The organism is Mesorhizobium sp. LNHC209A00, from assembly GCF_000502915.1.
Taxonomy (GTDB): domain Bacteria; phylum Pseudomonadota; class Alphaproteobacteria; order Rhizobiales; family Rhizobiaceae; genus Mesorhizobium.
The window spans coordinates 89,176-107,796 of record NZ_AYWT01000004.1; the positions used below are offsets into that span (position 1 = coordinate 89,176).

Sequence of the window (18,621 nt, forward strand, 5' to 3'; positions counted from 1 at the left end):
CTCTTCCGGCCCGGAAAGCGCATTCCAGCCACCGTCGATCCAGCGGCGATAGAGCTCCTTCCAGCCTGGCGGGGCGGTGACCGCGGCATCCCTGAGCACCGCGCCATGCTCGTCGCCGATTTTATAAAGGGGGGCCACCTCCTCGGAGGCGAAACGGCCTGCCTCGCCAAGGACGGCGTCGACCAGATCCTCGCTGAGGTCTCCGAACGCTCCCGTGTCGATGGCGGATTTCATGCCTGCCACATGCTTCAGGGTGAACGCGATATCCTCGACCGGTGCCCGATACATGCCGCTCGATCCTCCCTTAATGCATCGGCCTCGCCGACCCTAGAGCCAGCGCCGCCGCAAAACCACCCGCCTTTGGCGGTCTCCCATCGTCTTTTTACGTAAACGTCAAACTTTGTCACGCTGATTTTGCAATCAGGCGGGGCTGTATTAAATTCGACAGATGCCGGACAAATCGACCGGCGACCGAAGACCATCGACCGGAACAATCCCATCCTTGCCAGACCTGACGCCTATCTCTGCATCGAATGCGGCTTGCCCTATCGGGCAACGGGGTTTTCCTATTATCACGGCGACCTGGGAAACGGTGCTGCCTACTGGTCGGATCGTGGCATATTGTGTTCGCCGCAATGTTTGCTCGCCCACCACCGCAAGCGCCCCGCCGAAGGCACGCTGCGGCAAGAGCCCGCGCCGGATCCGTTCGAATTTCAACCATTCAGCCAGCGCTGACTTCACCGCGGCCTCAGCATCGGGAAGCATTTCTTAACCATACCGGCTCACCATCGGTGTTTGGTCAGCGGGGATTCCCTGTTTGAAAACGCCGGCGCATCCTCTTCGCCGCTCAGCGATCGCTCTTGCGGCGATGATGGTGCTGATATCAGCGGCAAAGGCCTCGGATTTTTCCGAGCCGTGGAAGAACGCCGACCGCGCGCTGGTGGTCGACGCCTACGAATACAATTCCATCGACTGGGCGCGGCTTGCCACCGACAAGCGCATCACCGCCTTCATCAACAAGGCGTCCGACGGCATGCCGCCGCCTTATTTCTGCTTCGGCGGCGACACCGAGGTGAAGCTCTGCAAGGCATTGTGGAAGCGCCATGCGGTGACGCGCGAACTGTTTCAGACGCGCCGGGTCGTGGCCAAAGCACTCGGCATGAAATGGGGTGCCTATCATCTCGCCCGCCCCGGCAATCCGGTCGAGCAGGCTAATAATTTCCTCGATTTCGCCGATCCCGCGCCGGACGATCTGATGGCTCTCGATATCGAGGGCATCGATGCGTCGCAATGGATGTCGCTCGACGATGCCGAGGAGTTCGTGCGCCAGGTGCATCGGCGCATCGGTCGTTTCCCGGTGCTCTACACCAACGGCAAGACGGCGCAATACATCGCCGACAACCGCTACAAGTATCGGCTGCTGTCGCGGCTGCCGCTTTGGTACGCACGCTACAAGCCTGATATCGACGTGCATTTTCCGATGGGTAACTGGCAGGGCTATGCGCTCTGGCAATTCTCGGCACAAGCCAATTGCGGCCGCTTCCGTTGCCCCTACAGGGTGGCCGGCACGCCTGACAATATCGACGTCAACGTCGCGCCGACGGATGCCACCACGCTGCGCCAGCAATGGCCCTTTGGCGGGCTGATCGACGTGCCATCCGACTATCTTGCCAGCGTACCGGTGCCGCTCTCGCGCGAAGCCGCGCTCGCCGGCAAGGCCACCCTCATCTATGCGGATGTGGCAACACCGCCGACATTCGAGGAAATGGTCGCGGTGCTCGGTTCGCGTTGGTCAAAATTTCGTGACGGGTTCCGCATGCCAGTCGTGAAGACGGTACCGCGACGGCCGGAGTTCGGCATTGTGCAATATGTCGCCTGGAAGCGAACCGAACAGCGCTCCCCAGAACAACTCGACGCCGCCTTTGCCGCGGCCGACCCGCTCAGCACCGCTTCGACAACCCTCGACCGAGGTCAGCGGTAGCCGCCATCCGGTCAGAGCTTCAGCCGGCCTGTTCGTGCGCCAGGGCCTGCCAGCCTATGTCGCGGCGGCAGAACCCGTCCGGCCAGTCGATGCGGTCGAGCGCGGCATAGGCCCGCGCCTGCGCCTCTCCGACCGTGGCGCCGGTCGCCGTGACGTTGAGCACACGGCCGCCATTGGCGACCAGCGCGCCGCCATTGATTGCGGTGCCGGCATGGAAAATCTGGACGCCTTCACCGGCGGCGGCGTCGACGCCGCGGATGACGGAGCCTTTCTCCGGTGTGCCGGGATAGCCCCTGGCCGCCATCACAACGGTCAGCGCCGCCTCGTCGCGCCAGCGTACCGACATATGCGCGAGCTGGCCATCGGTCGCGGCATTGAGCAGCACCAGCAGATCATCCCTGAGCCGCATCACCAGCACCTGGCATTCGGGATCGCCGAAGCGGGTGTTGTATTCGATCAGCTTCGGCCCGCTTTCCGTAATCATCAGTCCGGCGAACAGAATGCCGGCGAAAGGCGCGCCAAGCTCGGCCATGCCGCGCATCGTCGGCTCGATGATCTCGCGCATGGTGCGCTCGATCATGTCAGGCGTCATTACCGGGGCCGGCGAATAGGCGCCCATGCCGCCGGTGTTGGGACCGACGTCGCCGTCACCGACGCGCTTGTGGTCCTGCGCGGTGCCGAAGGGAAGCGCCGTGGTGCCGTCGCAGAGACAGAAGAAACTCGCCTCCTCGCCGGTCATGAATTCCTCGATCACCACCTCCGCGCCGGCGGCGCCGAAGGACCCGTCGAAGCAGGACGCGAGGGCCGCCTGTGCCTCCTCCATCGTCATGGCGACGGTGACACCCTTGCCGGCTGCGAGCCCGTCGGCCTTGATGACGATCGGCGCGCCTGTCTTCTCGACATAGGCCTTGGCCGAGGCCAGGTCGCCGAACCGGCCATAGGCGGCGGTCGGAATGTTGTACCGGGCGCAGAGGTCCTTGGTGAAGCCCTTCGAGCCTTCGAGCCGCGCGGCGGCCTTCGAAGGCCCGAAGACGCGGATGTTTTCGGCGCGCAGATCATCGGTGATGCCGGCGACGAGCGGGCCTTCCGGGCCGACCACGACGAGATCGATTTTTGTCTCCCGGCAGAAGGCAACGACCGCGGCGTGATCGGTGATATCAAGCTTAATCAGTTCGGCCTCGCTGCCGATGCCCGGATTGCCGGGGGTCGCGTAGAGCTTCGTCAGCAGCGGCGAAGCGGCGATCTTCCAGGCCAGCGCATGTTCGCGGCCGCCGGAGCCGAGAAGAAGAACGTTCATGGCCACCTCTTGATGCCGCCTATCCTATAGAGAGAACAACCCGCTATTGCTCTCTGGGCGACGGGTCAAGGCATCAGGGAGGATTGCGCACGGAAACGTTATCCCTGTCGAATAGGGGGCGCCGGCCACCGCCGCCCCTATTCCGGCGCTGGTTCAGCCCTGAAAGACCACCGGAAACCAATCCTCGCGCAACTTCTGTCCCGGCTGCATGCCATGGCCGGGATAGGGCGGCGAGGTGCGGCCCGGTCGCTCGACATAATGGGCATCATCGCCGACCCAGCGCAGCGACAACGCCCGGCGCCGGGCCGCGGTCATATTGCCGCGCGCGCCGTGTGCCGTCCTGAAGTCGAACAGGATGGCGTCACCCGGCTCCATCTCCCATTCGATAACTTTCATCGACGGATCGATGTCGGGATCGGGCACCGGGCGGTAATCGCCCTCGGCGGCGTAAAAATTGCCATCGTCCAGCCAGCGTACCGGCAGGATCATCTTGTCCCATTTGTGCGAGCCGGCGATCAGGCGCAGCGTCGCTTCCTTCACCGGATCGATGGGGATCCAGAAGCTCACCGTCTGCTGGCCGTCGACGAAATAATAGGGGATGTCCTGGTGCCACGGCGTCGGCTTCTGCGTACCGGGCTCCTTTACCAGGACATGGTCGTGGAAGAACTGCGCGGTGCGCGACTGCATCACCGCAGCCGCCAGTCGCGCCGCCGGAGAATTGCGCACGACATCGACGAATTCAGGGATGCGTTCCCAGTTGCAGTAGTCGTCGAAGAAGCTGCCCTTGCCGCCAGCGATGTCGGACGCGGTGGCGCTGCGGCTCCGCATGTTGCGCTCGATGCCGGCGGCAATCGCGTCGACCCAGCCCTTGAAGGCTCCGCGGATACAGACCGCACCGTCACGCTGATAGTCGGCAATTGTCCGCGCATCGATGATTTCGGAGTCGATTGGCTGTGCGGCGGTTTGGGGAGCCATGGTGTCCTCCTCTCAGGATCGAGGGCACTATCGCAATCTCCTCTCATTCAGTAAAATAATAACTTCTCATCTGACACATAGGTTCTGGCTATGAGCCTTACCCTCACGCAACTCCGCTATCTCATCGCCGTCGCACGCCATGGCAGCGTCACCGGCGCGGCGCGGGCGATCAACATTTCACAGCCGTCGATTTCAGTGGCCATCGACGCCATCGAAAGGGATTTCGGCCAGAAGCTGTTCGTACGCCAGCGGGGAAGCGGCGTCTCGCTGACCTCCTTTGGCCGTGTCGCGGTAGCGAAGGCAAAGCAGGTTCTTGCCGAGACCGACGAACTGATGAGCCTGGGTTCGGGCAATTCAGCCATCGGTGGCGAGCTGGTGCTCGGCTGCTTCGAGGATCTGGCGCCCTATTTCGCGCCGGGCCTCATCCGCGCCTTCTCCGAACGCCATCCAGCGGTCGCGGTCGTCGTCCGTGACGAGACGTTCGAGACGCTCGGGCGACGCCTGGCGGACGCCGCCGTCGATCTCGGCCTCAGCTACGATCTCGGCCTGCCGTCGCATTTCGCCCGCATCCTGTTGCACGAGCTTCGGCCGCATGCGCTGCTGCCGGCGGGCCATGCACTGGCGGGCCGCCCGGAGGTCAGCCTGGCGGATCTGGCCGGCTATCCGCTGATCACGACCGACCAGCCGCATAGCTGGCAGCATATGCTCGACCTGTTCCGCGGCCGTGGCCTGTCGCCGGTGGCCGACATGCGCACAAGTTCGTTCGAACTCCAGCGCAGCATGGTGGCCAACGGCTTCGGCGTCGCGGTCAGCTATACTCGCCCGCATGGCGACTACAGCTATGACGGCTTGCGCCTCGTCTGCAAACCGCTGTCGGATCCGCTGCCCATGCAGCGCATCATTCTCACCCACGACACGCATCAGCGCGTGTCGAATGCGGCGCTGGCTTTCATCGCGGTGGCGAAAGTCTGGTTTTCCACACGCGACATCTTCGTGTCGTGACCGTTGGCCGCCGCCGCTCCTCCGCTTGCCGCTCCTCCGCTTGCCGCTTGACGGTTTCCGCCGCTGCTGCCACTCCATGCCAATGGAACCTGTCCAGTCGAAAGCGGCCCAGGGTCGCGTCGCCGATGCGCCGAACCGCCATTGGGTCTATCGCGTGCTGCCGCGCGCCATCTGGCCCTATGCGCAGCTGGCGCGGTGGGACAGGCCGATCGGCTGGCAGTTGCTTTTGTGGCCATGCTGGTGGTCGGCCGCACTGGCGGCGAGCGCCTATCCGCGCCCAGGCGACCCGCTGCTCTCGCTACTGCCGGCGCCCTTGTACCTTGTGCTCTTCCTGATTGGAGCCATCGCCATGCGTGGCGCCGGGTGCAGCTATAACGACATTGTCGACCAGGACATCGATAGCCAGGTCGAACGCACCCGCTCACGCCCGCTGCCGTCCGGCCAGACCACGCGCCGGCGGGCTTGGCTGTTTCTTGTCCTGCAGGCCCTGGTCGGCCTGGCGGTTCTCTTACAGTTCAACAGCTTTGCCATTCTGCTCGGCGTCTGTTCGCTGGGGATCGTCGCCGTCTATCCATTCATGAAGCGGATAAGCAACTGGCCGCAACTGTTTCTAGGCCTCGCCTTTTCCTGGGGCGCGCTGATGGGGTGGGCGGTCGAGTTCGGTGATCTCGATGGACCCGCCATCATGCTCTATATCGGTTCGATCCTGTGGGTGATCGGCTACGACACGATCTATGCCCACCAGGACAAGGAAGACGACGCCATTGTCGGCGTGCGTTCGACCGCGCGGCTGTTCGGCGACAACACCAAGACATGGCTCGCAGGCCTTTATGGCGGTACGCTGATCTGCTTCGCCATCGCCTTCGCCTCGGCGCAGGCGCCGGTGGTGGCACTGGCGGGATTGATCGCCGCCGGCGCCCACATGGCCCGGCAGATCGCGGTTCTGGATATCGACGATCCAGACCAGTGCCTGCGGCTGTTTCGGTCGAATAACCAGGTCGGCTGGCTAATCTTCCTCGGCCTGATCGGCGGCGCATTGTGGGTGGCGCTGAAGCCGCTGGTGTAGTCTTCCTTCTCCCCGTCTCTATACGGGGAGAAGAAGGCTAGTCTCTGGAAATGATCTCCTCGCCGCCGATCACCAGCCTGAGACCGAGGTCACCGGCTCTGCGGCGGGCAAGGAAACGGGGGCGGCGCATATTGGAAACGCGGCCCTTGCGGCGCCCCTGCGGCGGCAGCGTCTTGATCGCGGCGCCCAGCGATTCTTCCAGGGTGCGGGCGACGCCATCGGATTCGATGAGCAGCATCGGCAGACGGTAGGCGTCGGCCCAGGCGCGCCAGTCGGCGGCGACGTCTTCGAGATCGTCGGCCACCAGCAGCGGCACCGACAGCATCGGATCGTTGTGCAGGAGTTCCAGGGTCACCGTGACATTGCCTTCCGGATCCTCCATCGCACGGGCGGCGACGCCGCGAAATGCATTGGCGGGCAGCACGATGATCGCCGGCAGCCCGCTCATCTCGAGCAGGCGGCGGATCACGGCGCCGCGCTGGTCGATCGTGAAGGTTACGTCGCCATAATCGTCGCGTGTGGCATAGCTCACCACCTGCGGCAGGCGGAATGGGTCGAGACGCATGTTGCGTCCCGCCCAGACTGGCTTCAGTCCAGTGTTCACGTTCATAGAGCGCCTTCCTGTCTGTCTCCTGAGAGCCGGTGTCCGGTTCTCTCCGGGCCAGTTTTCCCGGCCTCGTTATGGGGAAACAGTAGCGCCGGCTCCTTACCGCCGCGCTTAAGAAAGTCGGTTAAATTTTGCTGATCTCAGGGATGGTTATCGGAATGCCACCAGCAACAAGATGCTGAAAGGATCAGATAACCTTACCAGGATTCATGATGCCGGCCGGATCGAAGGCAGCCTTGACCCGGCGCATCAGATCAATGGCCATGGGCGGCGCGGTGGCGATCAGTTCGTCGCGCTTCAACTGACCGATGCCGTGCTCGGCCGAGATCGAACCGTGCAGGCTGCGCACCACGTCATGCACGGCCTTGTTCATGGCATGGTAGAGCGCCAGGAACGCTTCGTCGTCGCCGTCGACGGGCCGTGAAATGTTATAATGGAGATTGCCGTCTCCCATATGGCCGAAGCAGACCACGCGGGCACCGGCGCTCACTGACGCCACCGCGCCGGCGGCCTCCACGATGAAGCGCGGTATCGATGCGATCGGCACTGAAATGTCGTGCTTGATCGAAGCGCCTTCCGGCTTCTGTGCCTCGGGCAACAGCTCGCGAAAATCCCAGAAGGCATCGCCCTGCCCGAGGCTGGCGGCGATGACCGCATCGCCCACGAATTCCTGCTCGAGACCCGCCGAAAGCACATCCTCGATCAGCGCCCGAGAATCCTCCGCTGAGCGGCCGGACGACATCTGCATCAGCACGTACCAGGGCCAGTCTCCGGCCAGCGGCCGCACGACGCCCTGGGCGTGCGCAAGGGTAAAGTCATACGGGCGCTTGCCGATCAGTTCGAAGGCCGTGAGTGCGGCTCCGGCGCGGTCCATGGCCAGGCTGAACAGGGAAAGGGCGGCGTCGGGCGACGATAGGCCGACGAAGGCGACATCCCTTCCCTTCGGCTTCGGGAACAGTTTGAGCACGGCGGCGGTGATGACACCGAGCGTGCCTTCGGCGCCGACGAACAGGTTCTTCAGGTCGTAGCCGGTGTTGTCCTTCTTCAGTTTGCGCAAATCATCGAACACCTCGCCGGTCGGCAGCACCACCTCGACGCCGAGGCACAGTTCGCGCGCATTGCCATAGGCCAGCACGCCGGTGCCGCCGGCATTGGACGACAGGTTGCCGCCGATCTGGCAGGAGCCTTGCGCGGCGAGCGACAGCGGAAACAGCCGGTCGGCGGCATCGGCCGCTTCCTGCAAGGTCTGCAGGATGACACCGGCCTCGACCGTGACCGTATTGGACAGTACATCGATCTCGCGGATGCGGTTCAGTCGCGACAGCGACAGGACGATCTCGCGGCCGGATCTGTCCGGCACCTGCGCGCCGACCAGCCCGGTGTTGCCGCTTTGCGGCACGATCGGCGTTCCGGTCTCTGTCGCCAGCCGCATGATCCGGCTGACCTCGTCGACGCTGCCCGGCCGCAGCACCAGGGACGTCGCGCCATGCCAGAGGCCGCGCCGCTCGATCAGATAAGGCGCGATATCCTGCTGGTCGCGCAGCGCATATTTGTCGCCGACGATCGCCGCGAAACGATCGACGAGAGCGGGATCGAGTGTCTTTGCGGTTTCGGTCATCTGGGAAAACTACGTTGTGGGCCGCGCGTTGTCACGAGGAGCGGCGGCACGGGAGAGCCGGTCGTTGATGGCCTCGCCGAGCCCGTCAAAGGGAATTGGCTCGACGGCGATAATCCGCGCGCCGCTGCGATCGAGATCCTGCATGTAGGCAAAGAGATTGCTTGCCGCTTCACGCAGGTCAGCTGACAGGGAGAGGTTGAGGAAAGCGGTTGCGCCGCGCCAGCCTTCCGCGCGCTGGTCGCCGAAGGCAAGCAACGCTTCTCCTTCACCAACCGTGCCGGCATTGAGCCGAACAGCCGCGCCCGGTGCGTAGTGCGAGGCAAGCATGCCCGGCGCCTCGATGCCGGCAATGCCGCCGCGCTGCAGCTCCATGCGGATGGCCGCCTCGATCTCGTCGGCGGCAATGCCGCCGGGCCGAAGCAGGCGCAATCTTTCGCCTTCGGCCTTGACGATGGTCGATTCCAGGCCGACCGGCGTGGCGCCGCCATCGACCACCAGTTTGATGCGCGCGCCTAAATCCGCAGCCACCGCTTGCGCTGTCGTCGCGCTGATCTTGCCGGATGAGTTGGCGCTGGGCGCGGCAAGCGGTCGGCCAAGCCTGGCGATCAGGTCGCCGCCAAAACCCCTCGGCATGCGCACGGCGATCGTGTCGAGCCCGGCCGTGACCAGCGGATGAATGCCATTGCCGGGGCGCTGCGGCAGCACCAGCGTCAGCGGACCCGGCCAGAAGGCAAGCGCGAGCTTCCTAGACAGCGGATCGAACGAGGCGATGCGCTCGGCCATCGCCATGTCGGCGACATGGGCGATCAGCGGATTGAAACGCGGCCGCCCCTTGGCTTCGAAAATGCGCGCCACGCCAATGCCGTTGGTGGCATCGCCGGCCAGCCCGTAGACGGTTTCCGTCGGGATGGCGACGACATCGCCGCCCAGGAGCAGCGCCAACGCCGGTTCCATCGCTTCGCCGACGGCAAGTATCTCAGCCACTCTCGTCACCTCGCGGATGCCGGCTGCGTAATACGACGGGGCCGCCGGGGCAAGCGGGCATCGGCAATTCACCAATCCCTAAAATGCTATCTTTCCACGAAAGCCGGCATCAATCGCCAAGTACTATCATGCGGCTTCTGGGCAATGGGGAGCTATGTCGGTGTCTGTTCGTATTTGGGGAGCGCTTGCCATCACTCTGGCCTCAATGGGTGGCGGGGCTCAGGCCTCGTCGCTGGTCTTTCCCGGTGCGCCGGCCTCGACACCCTCCATCCTTGCGCTGAAGGCGGCCGACGGCAAGGCGAGCGACGTTGTGTCCGTCATTGCGCTTGGCGAGCCTGACGTCACCTACGAGAAAGTCGCGGCAATCCCGGACAAGACCGAGGCGACGCACTCCTTCGCGCAGAGCCCGATGATCATCAGGGGTGGCGTCGTCGGCGGCGCTTTCTCGACACCCGTGCAGGCCAAAGCGCCGGCCGCGGCAACGGCCCCAGCCACCCCAACCGCCCCTGCGACGGCGACAGCCTCGGCAGCCCCCGCGCCGGCAGCGCACGGGAAAGCAGCGGCACCGGCGGCAGCCGTGCAGCCACCGCCAGCCCACCAGCCTGCTTCGGGAGCCGGCAAGGTCAAATAGCGATCTCGCCAACCGGGCGGGCAAAATGCTCGGCGGCTTGACGGCGGTCTGGCGCCCTGCGCACGATTGTCCGGCGAATTTCGTCTAGAGTATCTCGCTGGCGGCTCTGCGCCTCAATTTCACCAAGCGGCTCCGGCGGACGCAATTGCATTGTTCAAGGCAAAGGGGGTTGCTCATGAAAAATTCGAAGACCGTTACGGTGGCTGGGTTTCTGCTGGCGTCATTGCTTGGGGGCGTGGCCCAAGCGGAGGACATGCTGGGATCCTATGTCGCGCGCATTTCCGATCGCGATCACCAGGCGAGCGACGGCTATGCGCTAAATGGGGCCGCGCAGATGGTGCGGCAGGACCGCGCCAACTGGCACAAATTCCATCGCCGCGACGGCGACGACGAGAGCGACGCCTGGTTCAGGACCAACGACCAGCGCGCCGACCTGCAGCGCATGTTGGAGCGCCCCGGCGCGATGAGTTCCTCGACCAAGCGCGCCATCGTCAATGGCGAGCCGCTGATCCAGGTCGACGTCTATGAAAACAGCGTGCGCGTCAGCATTCTGGAAAACTGATCAAATCAATTTGGGGAAGACGGCGGAAGGGCGGCGCGAAAGCGCCGCCCTCGAGAACCTGTTACCTGAAAAATCAGGCTGCTTCTTCCTTGTCGTCGTCGTCGTCTTCGGACTCGCCGTCGTCGGATTCTTCTTCAGCGTCATCGCCTTCGGCCTTCACGGTATCATCGGCGTCGTCTTCGTCAGACTCTTCGCCGTCTTCGTCGTCGCCTTCCTCGTCATCGCCATCTCCATCTTCGTCAGACAGATCAGCGGCCTCGACCGTGGTGGCAGCAGCGGCATGATCGAGGGCGGTTTCGGAAGCGAATTCAAGCGGCTCGGCAGGAGCCGAGGTTTCTTCTGTCACTTCGATTTCGTGATCGGAATTCATGGAAGCCTCCGTTGGGGTAGGGAACACGCCCCTTTTGCCACGGAGAGATCATCGTCATATGACTGTAAGCCGGCTCGAGGGGCCGGCCGGAACATATTTTCCAGCGGCCCGCGGCCCCTTTATCCCGGCATGATCTTGTCCGAAAATCGGTGCCGACTTTTCGGCAAAGTGCTTCTTAACCAGCGATTTTCGAGAAATCCGCGACCTGACCGGTAGCCGTGCGAATGCGCGCGAGCAGCGCCAGTCGGTTGGCACGCACGGACAGGTCCTCATCATTCACGAGAACATGCTCAAAGAATGAATCAACGGGTTCACGCAACACGCTAAGCGCCAGCATGGCAGCCGAAAAGTCTTGGTTTTGAATCGCTTCGCCGGCTTGCTTCTCGGCCTGATTCACCGCGGCAAACAGCGACTTCTCCGCATCTTGCCGGAACAACGCCGGCTCAACGGCTTCGGCGACCGCCGTTTTCTTCTTCTCCTCGGCCGCCAGAATGTTGGCAGCACGCTTGGTGCCGGCGAGCAGGTTTTTGCCGTCCTCGGTGTCAAGGAAAGAGCCAAGCGCCTCGACGCGGCGCACGATCTGCAGGAGGTCGTCGGACTGAGGCGTGATCACCGCGTCGATGAGGTCATGGCGCGCGCCCTGGTCGCGGAGGTAGACTTTCAGGCGGTCGTGGAAGAAGGCGAGGAGGTCTCGATCCACGGACTTCCCGTCGCCGACTTGCCCGCCCCCGTGCGCATGGTCGCCGCCTGACTCGGCTTGCTCCCTGGCTTGCCTTTTATCAATCTGGTCAACAGTGGTCTTTCGATGGTTGGCCATGGTGGAAAGAAGCGATAGCCGCGTTCCATTCTCCAGAGCCAGCCTCACCATCCCAAGCGCGGCTCTGCGCAATGCGTAGGGGTCCTTCGACCCAGTCGGCTTTTCATCGATGATCCAGAAACCAACCAGCGTATCAAGCTTGTCGGCGACCGCCACGGCGACCGACACTGGATCGCTCGGCACATAATCGGACGGCCCTTGCGGCTTGTAGTGCTCCTCGACGGCCGCGGCCACGGATGGATGCTCGCCCTGCAGCAGCGCATATTTGCGGCCCATCGCGCCCTGCAATTCGGGAAACTCGCCGACGACTTCAGTGGTGAGATCGGCCTTGGCGAGAACCGCCGCACGGCCCGCGAGCGTGGGGTCCGCGCCAACGACCGCCGCCAATTCCTCCGCCAATCGCTTGATGCGCTCCACCCGCTCGCCCTGCGTGCCAAGCTTGGCGTGGAAGGTCACATTGAGATGGTCGAGGCGGGCCATGCGCTGGTCTAGCGGCTTCTTCAGATCGAGGCCGAATTTTTCGGCGGATGCCCGGAGCTGGTCGAGATCGGGCAGGTCGCCCTGGTCGGTCGTCCAGAAATAAAGCGCGTCGGACAGGCGGGCGCGCACCACTTTGCCGTTGCCGTGGGCGATCTCCTTGCCGCCGTCCTTCGCCTCGATGTTGGCGGTGAGGATGAAGCGGTTGGAGAGCGCCTCGCTTTCCCCCTGCGGCCGCGTGACAAAGCATTTCTGGTTGGCGCGGATCGTCAGGCGGATCACCTCGGCTGGAATGGCAAGGAAAGCCTCTTCGAACTCGCCCATCAGCACGACGGGCCATTCGACCAGCCCCGACACTTCCACAAGCAAGCCCTCGTCCTCGACCAGGTCGAGCCCGTTGGCGAAGGCGAGGTTGCGGGCGTCGGCGAGGATGATCTCCTTGCGACGGTCGGCGTCGAGCACGACCTTGCCCGCCTCGAGCTTGCCCACATAATCGTCGAAGCGGCGCACGGTGATTTCGCCGGGCGCGAGGAAACGGTGGCCGTAGGTGATGTTGCCCGAACGGATGCCGTCGATCTCGAAATCGACCACCACCGGCTCCTCGGTCTCGGGGCCGAAGGTGCATAGAATCGATTGCAGCGGCCGCACCCAGCGCAGCGAGCCCGGCTTGGCCGAGGCTGGTCCCCAGCGCATCGACTTCGGCCACGGAAAATTCCGAATGATGTCAGGCACCAGTCCGGCGATGATCTCTTCGGCCGCCCTGCCCGGCTTGGAAATATGGGCGACGTAGAAGTCGCCTTTCTTCGGGTCGGAATGGACGTGCGCCTCGGCGATCGAAGACAGGCCGGCCTTGCGCAGGAAGCCTTGGACGGCCTGTTCTGGCGCCGATGTCGACGGCCCCTTGATATCCTCGTGAATGTCTTTCGAGCGTGCGTTGAGTCCGCGTATATCCAGCGTCAGGCGCCGCGGCGTCCAATACTCACGCGCGGCCTCATAGGTGAGACCCGCCTCGACCAGACCGTCGGTCAGCATCTTCTTCAAATCACCCGCCGCCTTGCGCTGCATGCGGGCAGGAATTTCCTCGGAACGAAGTTCAAGAAGCAGGTCAGGCATCGGGGTCAGCTCATGCGGGAGAGTGGTCCGCGCGGGGCATAGCAACTCGGCTGGCCGCTGTCACCCTTTCCATAAATTTCAATAGGCCTGTCGGGACGAGCCGAACCCGCCCGTCCTTGGATCAAAGATTTTCATGAACCGAAGGCTGCGCTGAAGCGACCCACGCTCAGGCAGGGGACTATTGGCTGAACGACGATGAAAACGGCATCCAGACTTCTTCAGATCCTTGCGCTCAGCGCCTGCTTCACCGCGCAGGCCCACGGCGCCTTCTCGATGCCGGGCGTGCGGCAGGCGCTAAGGACAATGGCTGGTCCGAGCGGCCAGATCCTGCCGCCGATCAGTGCTTCCCTCGAAATGATCGAGGACGCTTGAGGCTCAGGCCGCCAACCCACCCGCCTGCGTCTTCAAGAACGCCTCGCCGCAGGCCTTCGCCAAATTGCGCACCCGCAGGATGTAGCTCTGGCGCTCGGTGACGGAGATCACGCCACGCGCGTCCAGCAAATTGAAGACATGGCTGGCCTTGATGCACTGGTCATAGGCCGGGAAGACCATCTTGTGCATCGGCAGATTGTCGTTCGACGCCGGCGCGCCGGCCTCGAGCAGCGCCTTGCACTCGGCCTCGGCGTCCTCGAAATGCCTGAGCAGCATCGCCGTGTTGGCGTATTCGAAATTGTGGCGCGAATATTCCTGCTCGGCCTGCAGGAAAACATCGCCATAGGTTACCTTGTCGGCGCCCTCGCGGCCGTTGAAGTTGAGTTCGTAGACATTGTCGACGCCCTGCACATACATGGCCAAGCGCTCCAGGCCGTAGGTGAGTTCACCCGCCACCGGCGCGCATTCGATGCCGCAGACCTGTTGGAAATAGGTAAACTGCGAGACTTCCATGCCGTCGCACCAGCATTCCCAGCCAAGGCCCCAGGCGCCCAACGTCGGGCTTTCCCAGTCGTCCTCGACGAAGCGTATGTCGTGCAACAGAGGATCGACGCCGATCGTCGCAAGCGAGCCGAGATAAAGCTCCTGCAGGTTCGGTGGATTGGGCTTCAGGATCACCTGGTACTGGTAGTAGTGCTGCAGCCGGTTGGGATTCTCGCCATAGCGGCCGTCCTTGGGACGGCGCGAAGGCTGGACGTAGGCGGCGTTCCAGACCTTGGGCCCTAGCGCGCGCAACGTCGTCGCCGGGTGAAAAGTGCCGGCGCCGACCTCCATGTCATAAGGCTGGAGAATGACGCAGCCATATGCCGCCCAGTAATTGTGCAAAGTGAGGATCAGCCCCTGGAACGAGCGGCTGGGATGCATATGGGCTGGGATTTCAATCGTCACGGTGGCCTCGGCGACACAGGCTAGCTTGCGGCCACGTCCTAGAGACACGGCGGCGAAGCGTCAAGCAAGCGCGTCCGATGCGGCCCGCCGTGAGCATGCCGGGCGATGTTGAGGATTTTGCGAGCGACTGGCCCATTGCCCGCCGCCACGGTCCGCGATCCAATTCGACGAAGCGTCCGCTCCAAGCACCGTAGGTTCAGCCATGTCCAGCCCGATCAGCATCCGCCCCGTCACGCCCCGGGATTTCGACCGATGGCTGCCGCTTTGGGACGGCTACAACGCGTTCTACGGCCGTTCGGGCGAGACGGCGCTGGCAAGCGAGATCACCGCAATGACGTGGTCGCGCTTCTTCGACGCCTACGAGCCTGTCCATGCGCTGGTCGCGGAAAACGAAGGCGAGTTGCTTGGCCTCGTCCACTACCTGTTCCACCGCAGCACCACGGCGATCGCGCCCAACTGCTATCTGCAGGATCTTTTCACCAACGAAGCGTCGCGCGGCAAAGGCGTCGGCCGTGCGCTGATCGAAGGCGTCTACGAGCGCGCTCAGGCGGCCGGTTCCGGCCGAGTGTACTGGCTGACGCATGAAACCAATCACACGGCGATGAAGCTTTATGACAAGGTCGGCGAACGCTCTGGCTTCGTCGTCTATCGAAAGATGTTCTGAGCGCGTCGGCAGGCGTTTTAAGCGGACGGATATCAAACGAAAACGGGGCTCCGAGAGCCCCGTTCGCATTCCAAAAAGGCGGTTTCACCCCTTCGGGGCGGGAACCGGCTCCGGCTTGACCTTTGGGGTTTCCTGCGCCGTGTTGGACTCGATCGGCGGCAGGCCCTTCATCAGCTTCTGCTGCAGGGTGGCCAGCACATCCGGATCAGGCTTCAAGTCGCGGGCCTGGTTCCACTGGAAGGTGGCTTCCAGCTTGCGACCGACGCGCCAGTAGGCGTCGCCGAGATGGTCGTTCAGAACCGGATCTTCCGGCTTCAGCGAGACAGCGCGTTCCATCTCGCGCACCGCGTCATCGAACCGGCCGAGGCGGAAATAAGCCCAACCCAGGGAATCGACGATATAGCCGTCGCTCGGCCTGAGATCGACGGCCTTCTGGATCATCTCCAGGCCTTCCTTCAGGTTGGTGTTCATGTCGACCCAGGAATAGCCGAGATAGTTCAGCACCTGCGGCTGGTCTGGCTGCAATTCCAGCGCCTTGCGGAAATTCGGCTCGGCCTTCGGCCATTCCTTCAGCCGTTCATAGGCGATGCCGCGCTGATAGAAGATGTTCCAGTTGGCGGCGGTCGGTGTCTTCAGCACCTCGACGGCCTTGTCGTAGAGATTGGCGGCGGAGCGGAAATCGTCCTTCGAGGAGTAGACACCGCCGAGCGCCAGATAGGCGCGCATGTCGTTGGGATGAGCTTCGACAAAGGCCTTCAGATGCGTGATCGCCTCGTCATGGCGGTCGAGATCGGCAAGGTTGAGGCCAAGCTGCAGGTCCGAAATCTCCTTCAGCGGCGAAGAGTCGGGGATGCGCCGATAGAGCGCGATGGCGCCTTCGCCGTTCTTCAGCTGTTCGGCTACGGCGGCGAGTTGCACGAGGGCAGCGTCGCTGTCGGGCTTCAGGGCCAAGGCATATTGCAAATAGAGGCGCACGAATGGCTCGCCGCCGCCACGGTTGAGCGCGGTGGCAAGATCGAGCAGGATCTCGGAAGCACCGTCGGACGGACCGGACACGAAGGGCGCGATCTTGTCGCCCTTGCTGATCCTGTCGCGCAAGGCGACGATTTCCAGCTTGCCCGGCGAGAACGCCTCGGCCTGGTCGAGAACCGACATCGCTTTGGCCTTGTCGCCCTTGCGGGCCAGAAACGAGGCATAGGCCTGCGCATTGCGCATCCAGGTTTCAGGCGCCGCACCGCCGGCGGTGGTGTCCTGCATCGTCGCGGCATAAATAGCCTCGGCCTTTTCAGGCATACCAGACGCATCGGCGATCAAGGCGCGGTGGAAGGATTTGAACAGGCCGAACCAGTCCGGCCCCTGCAGCTTGTCGATCGAAGCCATCGCTTCGCTGGCCTGGCCGGCACCTTGTTCGGCCCAGCCGGACATGACGCCGGAGATCAGCCGGTCGAGATCGGATTCCAGCGACAGCTTGAGCCAGTACTGCGCCTTGGTGAAATCCTTCTTGTGGAAGGTATCGACCGCAAGCGCCAAGCGCGAGAAGCGCTCGACATCCGGCACTTCCTTGAGCTTGTCGGCATAGACCAGCGATTCATCGAAGCGGCCTTGAGCGATCAGCGACAGCATCAAGCTCTGCTGCAGGGCTGTGTCACCAGGATTGAAGGCCAGGGCCTGCTTGTAATAGGCGATGGCGCTGTCGAGGTCGTTGTCGCCCTCGGCGATCCTGGCAGCCAGATAGGCGCCCGAAAATGACGAGATCTTGACCGGTTCGGTGGATTGCTTGGCATAGGCCGGCAATGCCGAAATCGCCACGCCCGTCACAATTGCCAGCCTTGTCAGCCAGCGCGCACGTCCTTGCTGCATCATATCCCTTTCAGCCAGGCGCCATCTCCGCGTCAGCGGATCGACCCAGACTCGATCTTTCCGGGCAAAGCATGGCCTTTTTGGGGTCGCGCTTCAATCCGCCTGAAATTCACAATCGGGTCACCCGATTAACAAACCATGGCTAAATGGGACGGTTTTGCGCGTCAACAGGCCGCTGCAGCCGCGTATCGCGATAGCCGCCGCTTGCCACCGCGCCGCACAGCACGCTCCAGTCGCAGCCGCCGCAGGCCTTGCGCACGTGGCCGGCCGAAAACGCCTGCCGCAGCCGTATCAGGGTGGGCGCATCGACATCGAGGCGTGCGCCGTCCCGGATGGGCCGAGCCAGCAGCGCTTCCACGTCTTCCGCGGCCTGCCGGTCCCGCTCGGCCGCGCCCTCTCGCAGGCAGTGCGGTTCCGGCTCATAAAGCAACGGTGCGCAGATGTCGTCCGAGCCGGCGACGAGGACGATGTCCTCGCCCCGGCTCAGACGCTCCGCGATCCCGTCATAATTGGCGGTGAAAACGGGGCTGTAGCCCTTGCCCACATAGGTGAGCAGGCAAAGGAGATGGTGGGCGCGCAACCTGATCTCACGGCTTCGGCAAGTTCATCTTGGCGCGCGGGAGCGCCATCAGCGTCGCGGCGCCAAGCGCCGATTTCAGCAACCCGCCGACGATGAACGGCACGAAGCCGAAGGCGATGGCCTTTTCGGCGCCGATCATGACGGCAAGCCAGGCTGTGCCGAGCGCTAGACAGGCAAGATTGCCGAGCAGCATGGCGGCGAAGGCAAGCAAAACCCTGTTGCCGTTCCAGCCGCGCTCGGCCATCCAGCCGACCAGCGCGCCGGTGACAGGAAAGGCGAAGAGATAGCCACCCGTCGGGCCGACGAAATGCTGAATGCCGGCAGCACCGCCGGCCAGGACCGGAAAGCCGACAGCACCTTCGACCAGCCATGCGGCGATCGTCACCGCGCCAAGCCGCCAGCCATAGAGCGCACCGATCATCGTCACGGCGAAGGTCTGCATGGTCACCGGAACCGGCACCATCGGCACCTCGATGTAGGAGCACAGCGCCAGGAACAGCGTGCCGAGCACGACGGCGCCGGCCTGCCAGCCGAGCGATCGCTGCTGCAGGCGCAACGGGCTGAAGGACGGTCTGGCGGACGAGAATGCGAGGTTGGTCATAAGCTTCCCTTCGGTCGATCCAAATTATAGATAATTTTTGCTTTCGATCTATTATCGAATCCACATTTCTTGAGTGATAGCAAGCCCGGGCTTGGA

Annotated in this window: 19 protein-coding genes; 8 read left to right on the plus strand and 11 right to left on the minus strand. The window is 63.4% G+C overall.

Features of this window, described 5'->3' with window-relative positions; all coding sequences use genetic code 11:
- The first annotated feature begins 498 nt into the window (after positions 1-498).
- Together X739_RS1000000170470 and X739_RS153740 are read left to right on the plus strand one after the other, a co-directional pair.
- Complete coding sequence (locus X739_RS1000000170470) at positions 499-735, plus strand: hypothetical protein (RefSeq protein ID WP_084056266.1); 237 nt, start codon at positions 499-501, stop codon at positions 733-735.
- 133 nt (positions 736-868) lie between these two features.
- Positions 869-1,981, plus strand: a complete 1,113-nt coding sequence (locus X739_RS153740; protein WP_031248062.1) for a glycoside hydrolase family 25 protein — start codon at positions 869-871, stop codon at positions 1,979-1,981.
- 19 nt (positions 1,982-2,000) lie between these two features.
- On the opposite strand, the gene purD is transcribed toward X739_RS153740, so the two are convergent.
- Positions 2,001-3,278, minus strand: coding sequence for a phosphoribosylamine--glycine ligase (gene purD, locus X739_RS153735; RefSeq protein ID WP_023772946.1), 1,278 nt, complete (start codon positions 3,276-3,278; stop codon positions 2,001-2,003).
- 153 nt (positions 3,279-3,431) lie between these two features.
- Complete coding sequence (locus tag X739_RS153730) at positions 3,432-4,253, minus strand: phytanoyl-CoA dioxygenase family protein (RefSeq protein WP_023772947.1); 822 nt, start codon at positions 4,251-4,253, stop codon at positions 3,432-3,434.
- Between the two features lie 90 nt (positions 4,254-4,343).
- Here X739_RS153730 and X739_RS153725 point away from each other — a divergent pair, with 90 nt between their 5' ends.
- Together X739_RS153725 and ubiA are read left to right on the plus strand one after the other, a co-directional pair.
- On the plus strand, positions 4,344-5,255 hold the full coding sequence (locus tag X739_RS153725) for a LysR family transcriptional regulator (RefSeq protein ID WP_023772948.1): 912 nt from the start codon (positions 4,344-4,346) through the stop codon (positions 5,253-5,255).
- 82 nt (positions 5,256-5,337) lie between these two features.
- Positions 5,338-6,321 (plus strand): 4-hydroxybenzoate octaprenyltransferase, encoded by a 984-nt coding sequence (ubiA, locus tag X739_RS153720; RefSeq protein ID WP_023772949.1) that lies wholly within the window; start codon positions 5,338-5,340, stop codon positions 6,319-6,321.
- Positions 6,322-6,358: 37 nt separating this feature from the next.
- On the opposite strand, the gene X739_RS153715 is transcribed toward ubiA, so the two are convergent.
- The 3 genes from X739_RS153715 to X739_RS153705 all read right to left on the minus strand — a co-directional run bounded on the left by X739_RS153715 (position 6,359) and on the right by X739_RS153705 (position 9,530).
- Positions 6,359-6,925 (minus strand): DUF6101 family protein, encoded by a 567-nt coding sequence (locus tag X739_RS153715; protein WP_023772950.1) that lies wholly within the window; start codon positions 6,923-6,925, stop codon positions 6,359-6,361.
- Between the two features lie 190 nt (positions 6,926-7,115).
- Positions 7,116-8,546 (minus strand): FAD-binding oxidoreductase, encoded by a 1,431-nt coding sequence (locus X739_RS153710; RefSeq protein ID WP_023772951.1) that lies wholly within the window; start codon positions 8,544-8,546, stop codon positions 7,116-7,118.
- Between the two features lie 9 nt (positions 8,547-8,555).
- Positions 8,556-9,530 carry an L-threonylcarbamoyladenylate synthase gene (locus X739_RS153705; RefSeq protein WP_023772952.1) on the minus strand — a complete coding sequence of 325 codons (975 nt, stop codon included), beginning with the start codon at positions 9,528-9,530 and terminating at the stop codon, positions 8,556-8,558.
- Positions 9,531-9,684: 154 nt separating this feature from the next.
- On the opposite strand from X739_RS153705, the gene X739_RS153700 reads away from it, so the two are divergent.
- Both X739_RS153700 and X739_RS153695 read left to right on the plus strand, forming a co-directional pair.
- Entirely contained in the window at positions 9,685-10,161 is a 477-nt protein-coding gene (locus tag X739_RS153700) for a hypothetical protein (protein ID WP_245273834.1), read from the plus strand.
- Positions 10,162-10,336: 175 nt separating this feature from the next.
- Positions 10,337-10,723: a hypothetical protein gene (locus X739_RS153695; RefSeq protein WP_023772954.1), complete on the plus strand. Its 387-nt coding sequence runs from the start codon at positions 10,337-10,339 to the stop codon at positions 10,721-10,723.
- A 73-nt stretch (positions 10,724-10,796) separates the two neighbouring features.
- On the opposite strand, the gene X739_RS153690 is transcribed toward X739_RS153695, so the two are convergent.
- Together X739_RS153690 and glyS are read right to left on the minus strand one after the other, a co-directional pair.
- The gene (locus tag X739_RS153690) at positions 10,797-11,093 is read right to left on the minus strand and encodes a hypothetical protein (RefSeq protein WP_023772955.1); all 297 of its coding nucleotides are present in this window, start codon (positions 11,091-11,093) and stop codon (positions 10,797-10,799) included.
- Positions 11,094-11,268: 175 nt separating this feature from the next.
- Positions 11,269-13,500 carry a glycine--tRNA ligase subunit beta gene (glyS, locus tag X739_RS153685; protein ID WP_023783482.1) on the minus strand — a complete coding sequence of 744 codons (2,232 nt, stop codon included), beginning with the start codon at positions 13,498-13,500 and terminating at the stop codon, positions 11,269-11,271.
- A 195-nt stretch (positions 13,501-13,695) separates the two neighbouring features.
- Between glyS and X739_RS1000000169950 the strand changes: the two genes are divergently transcribed.
- Positions 13,696-13,872 (plus strand): hypothetical protein, encoded by a 177-nt coding sequence (locus X739_RS1000000169950; RefSeq protein WP_023772957.1) that lies wholly within the window; start codon positions 13,696-13,698, stop codon positions 13,870-13,872.
- 3 nt (positions 13,873-13,875) lie between these two features.
- Here the strand turns inward: X739_RS1000000169950 and X739_RS153680 are convergent, their stop codons facing one another.
- Positions 13,876-14,820, minus strand: coding sequence for a glycine--tRNA ligase subunit alpha (locus X739_RS153680; protein WP_023772958.1), 945 nt, complete (start codon positions 14,818-14,820; stop codon positions 13,876-13,878).
- Between the two features lie 202 nt (positions 14,821-15,022).
- On the opposite strand from X739_RS153680, the gene X739_RS153675 reads away from it, so the two are divergent.
- On the plus strand, positions 15,023-15,484 hold the full coding sequence (locus X739_RS153675; protein WP_023794592.1) for a GNAT family N-acetyltransferase: 462 nt from the start codon (positions 15,023-15,025) through the stop codon (positions 15,482-15,484).
- 84 nt (positions 15,485-15,568) lie between these two features.
- Here the strand turns inward: X739_RS153675 and X739_RS153670 are convergent, their stop codons facing one another.
- The 3 genes from X739_RS153670 to X739_RS153660 all read right to left on the minus strand — a co-directional run bounded on the left by X739_RS153670 (position 15,569) and on the right by X739_RS153660 (position 18,525).
- Positions 15,569-17,344 (minus strand): tetratricopeptide repeat protein, encoded by a 1,776-nt coding sequence (locus X739_RS153670; protein WP_023772960.1) that lies wholly within the window; start codon positions 17,342-17,344, stop codon positions 15,569-15,571.
- A gap of 142 nt (positions 17,345-17,486) precedes the next feature.
- Positions 17,487-17,930: a DUF1284 domain-containing protein gene (locus X739_RS153665; protein WP_023794593.1), complete on the minus strand. Its 444-nt coding sequence runs from the start codon at positions 17,928-17,930 to the stop codon at positions 17,487-17,489.
- Between the two features lies 1 nt (position 17,931).
- On the minus strand, positions 17,932-18,525 hold the full coding sequence (locus X739_RS153660; RefSeq protein WP_023794594.1) for a biotin transporter BioY: 594 nt from the start codon (positions 18,523-18,525) through the stop codon (positions 17,932-17,934).
- Positions 18,526-18,621: the final 96 nt, after the last annotated feature.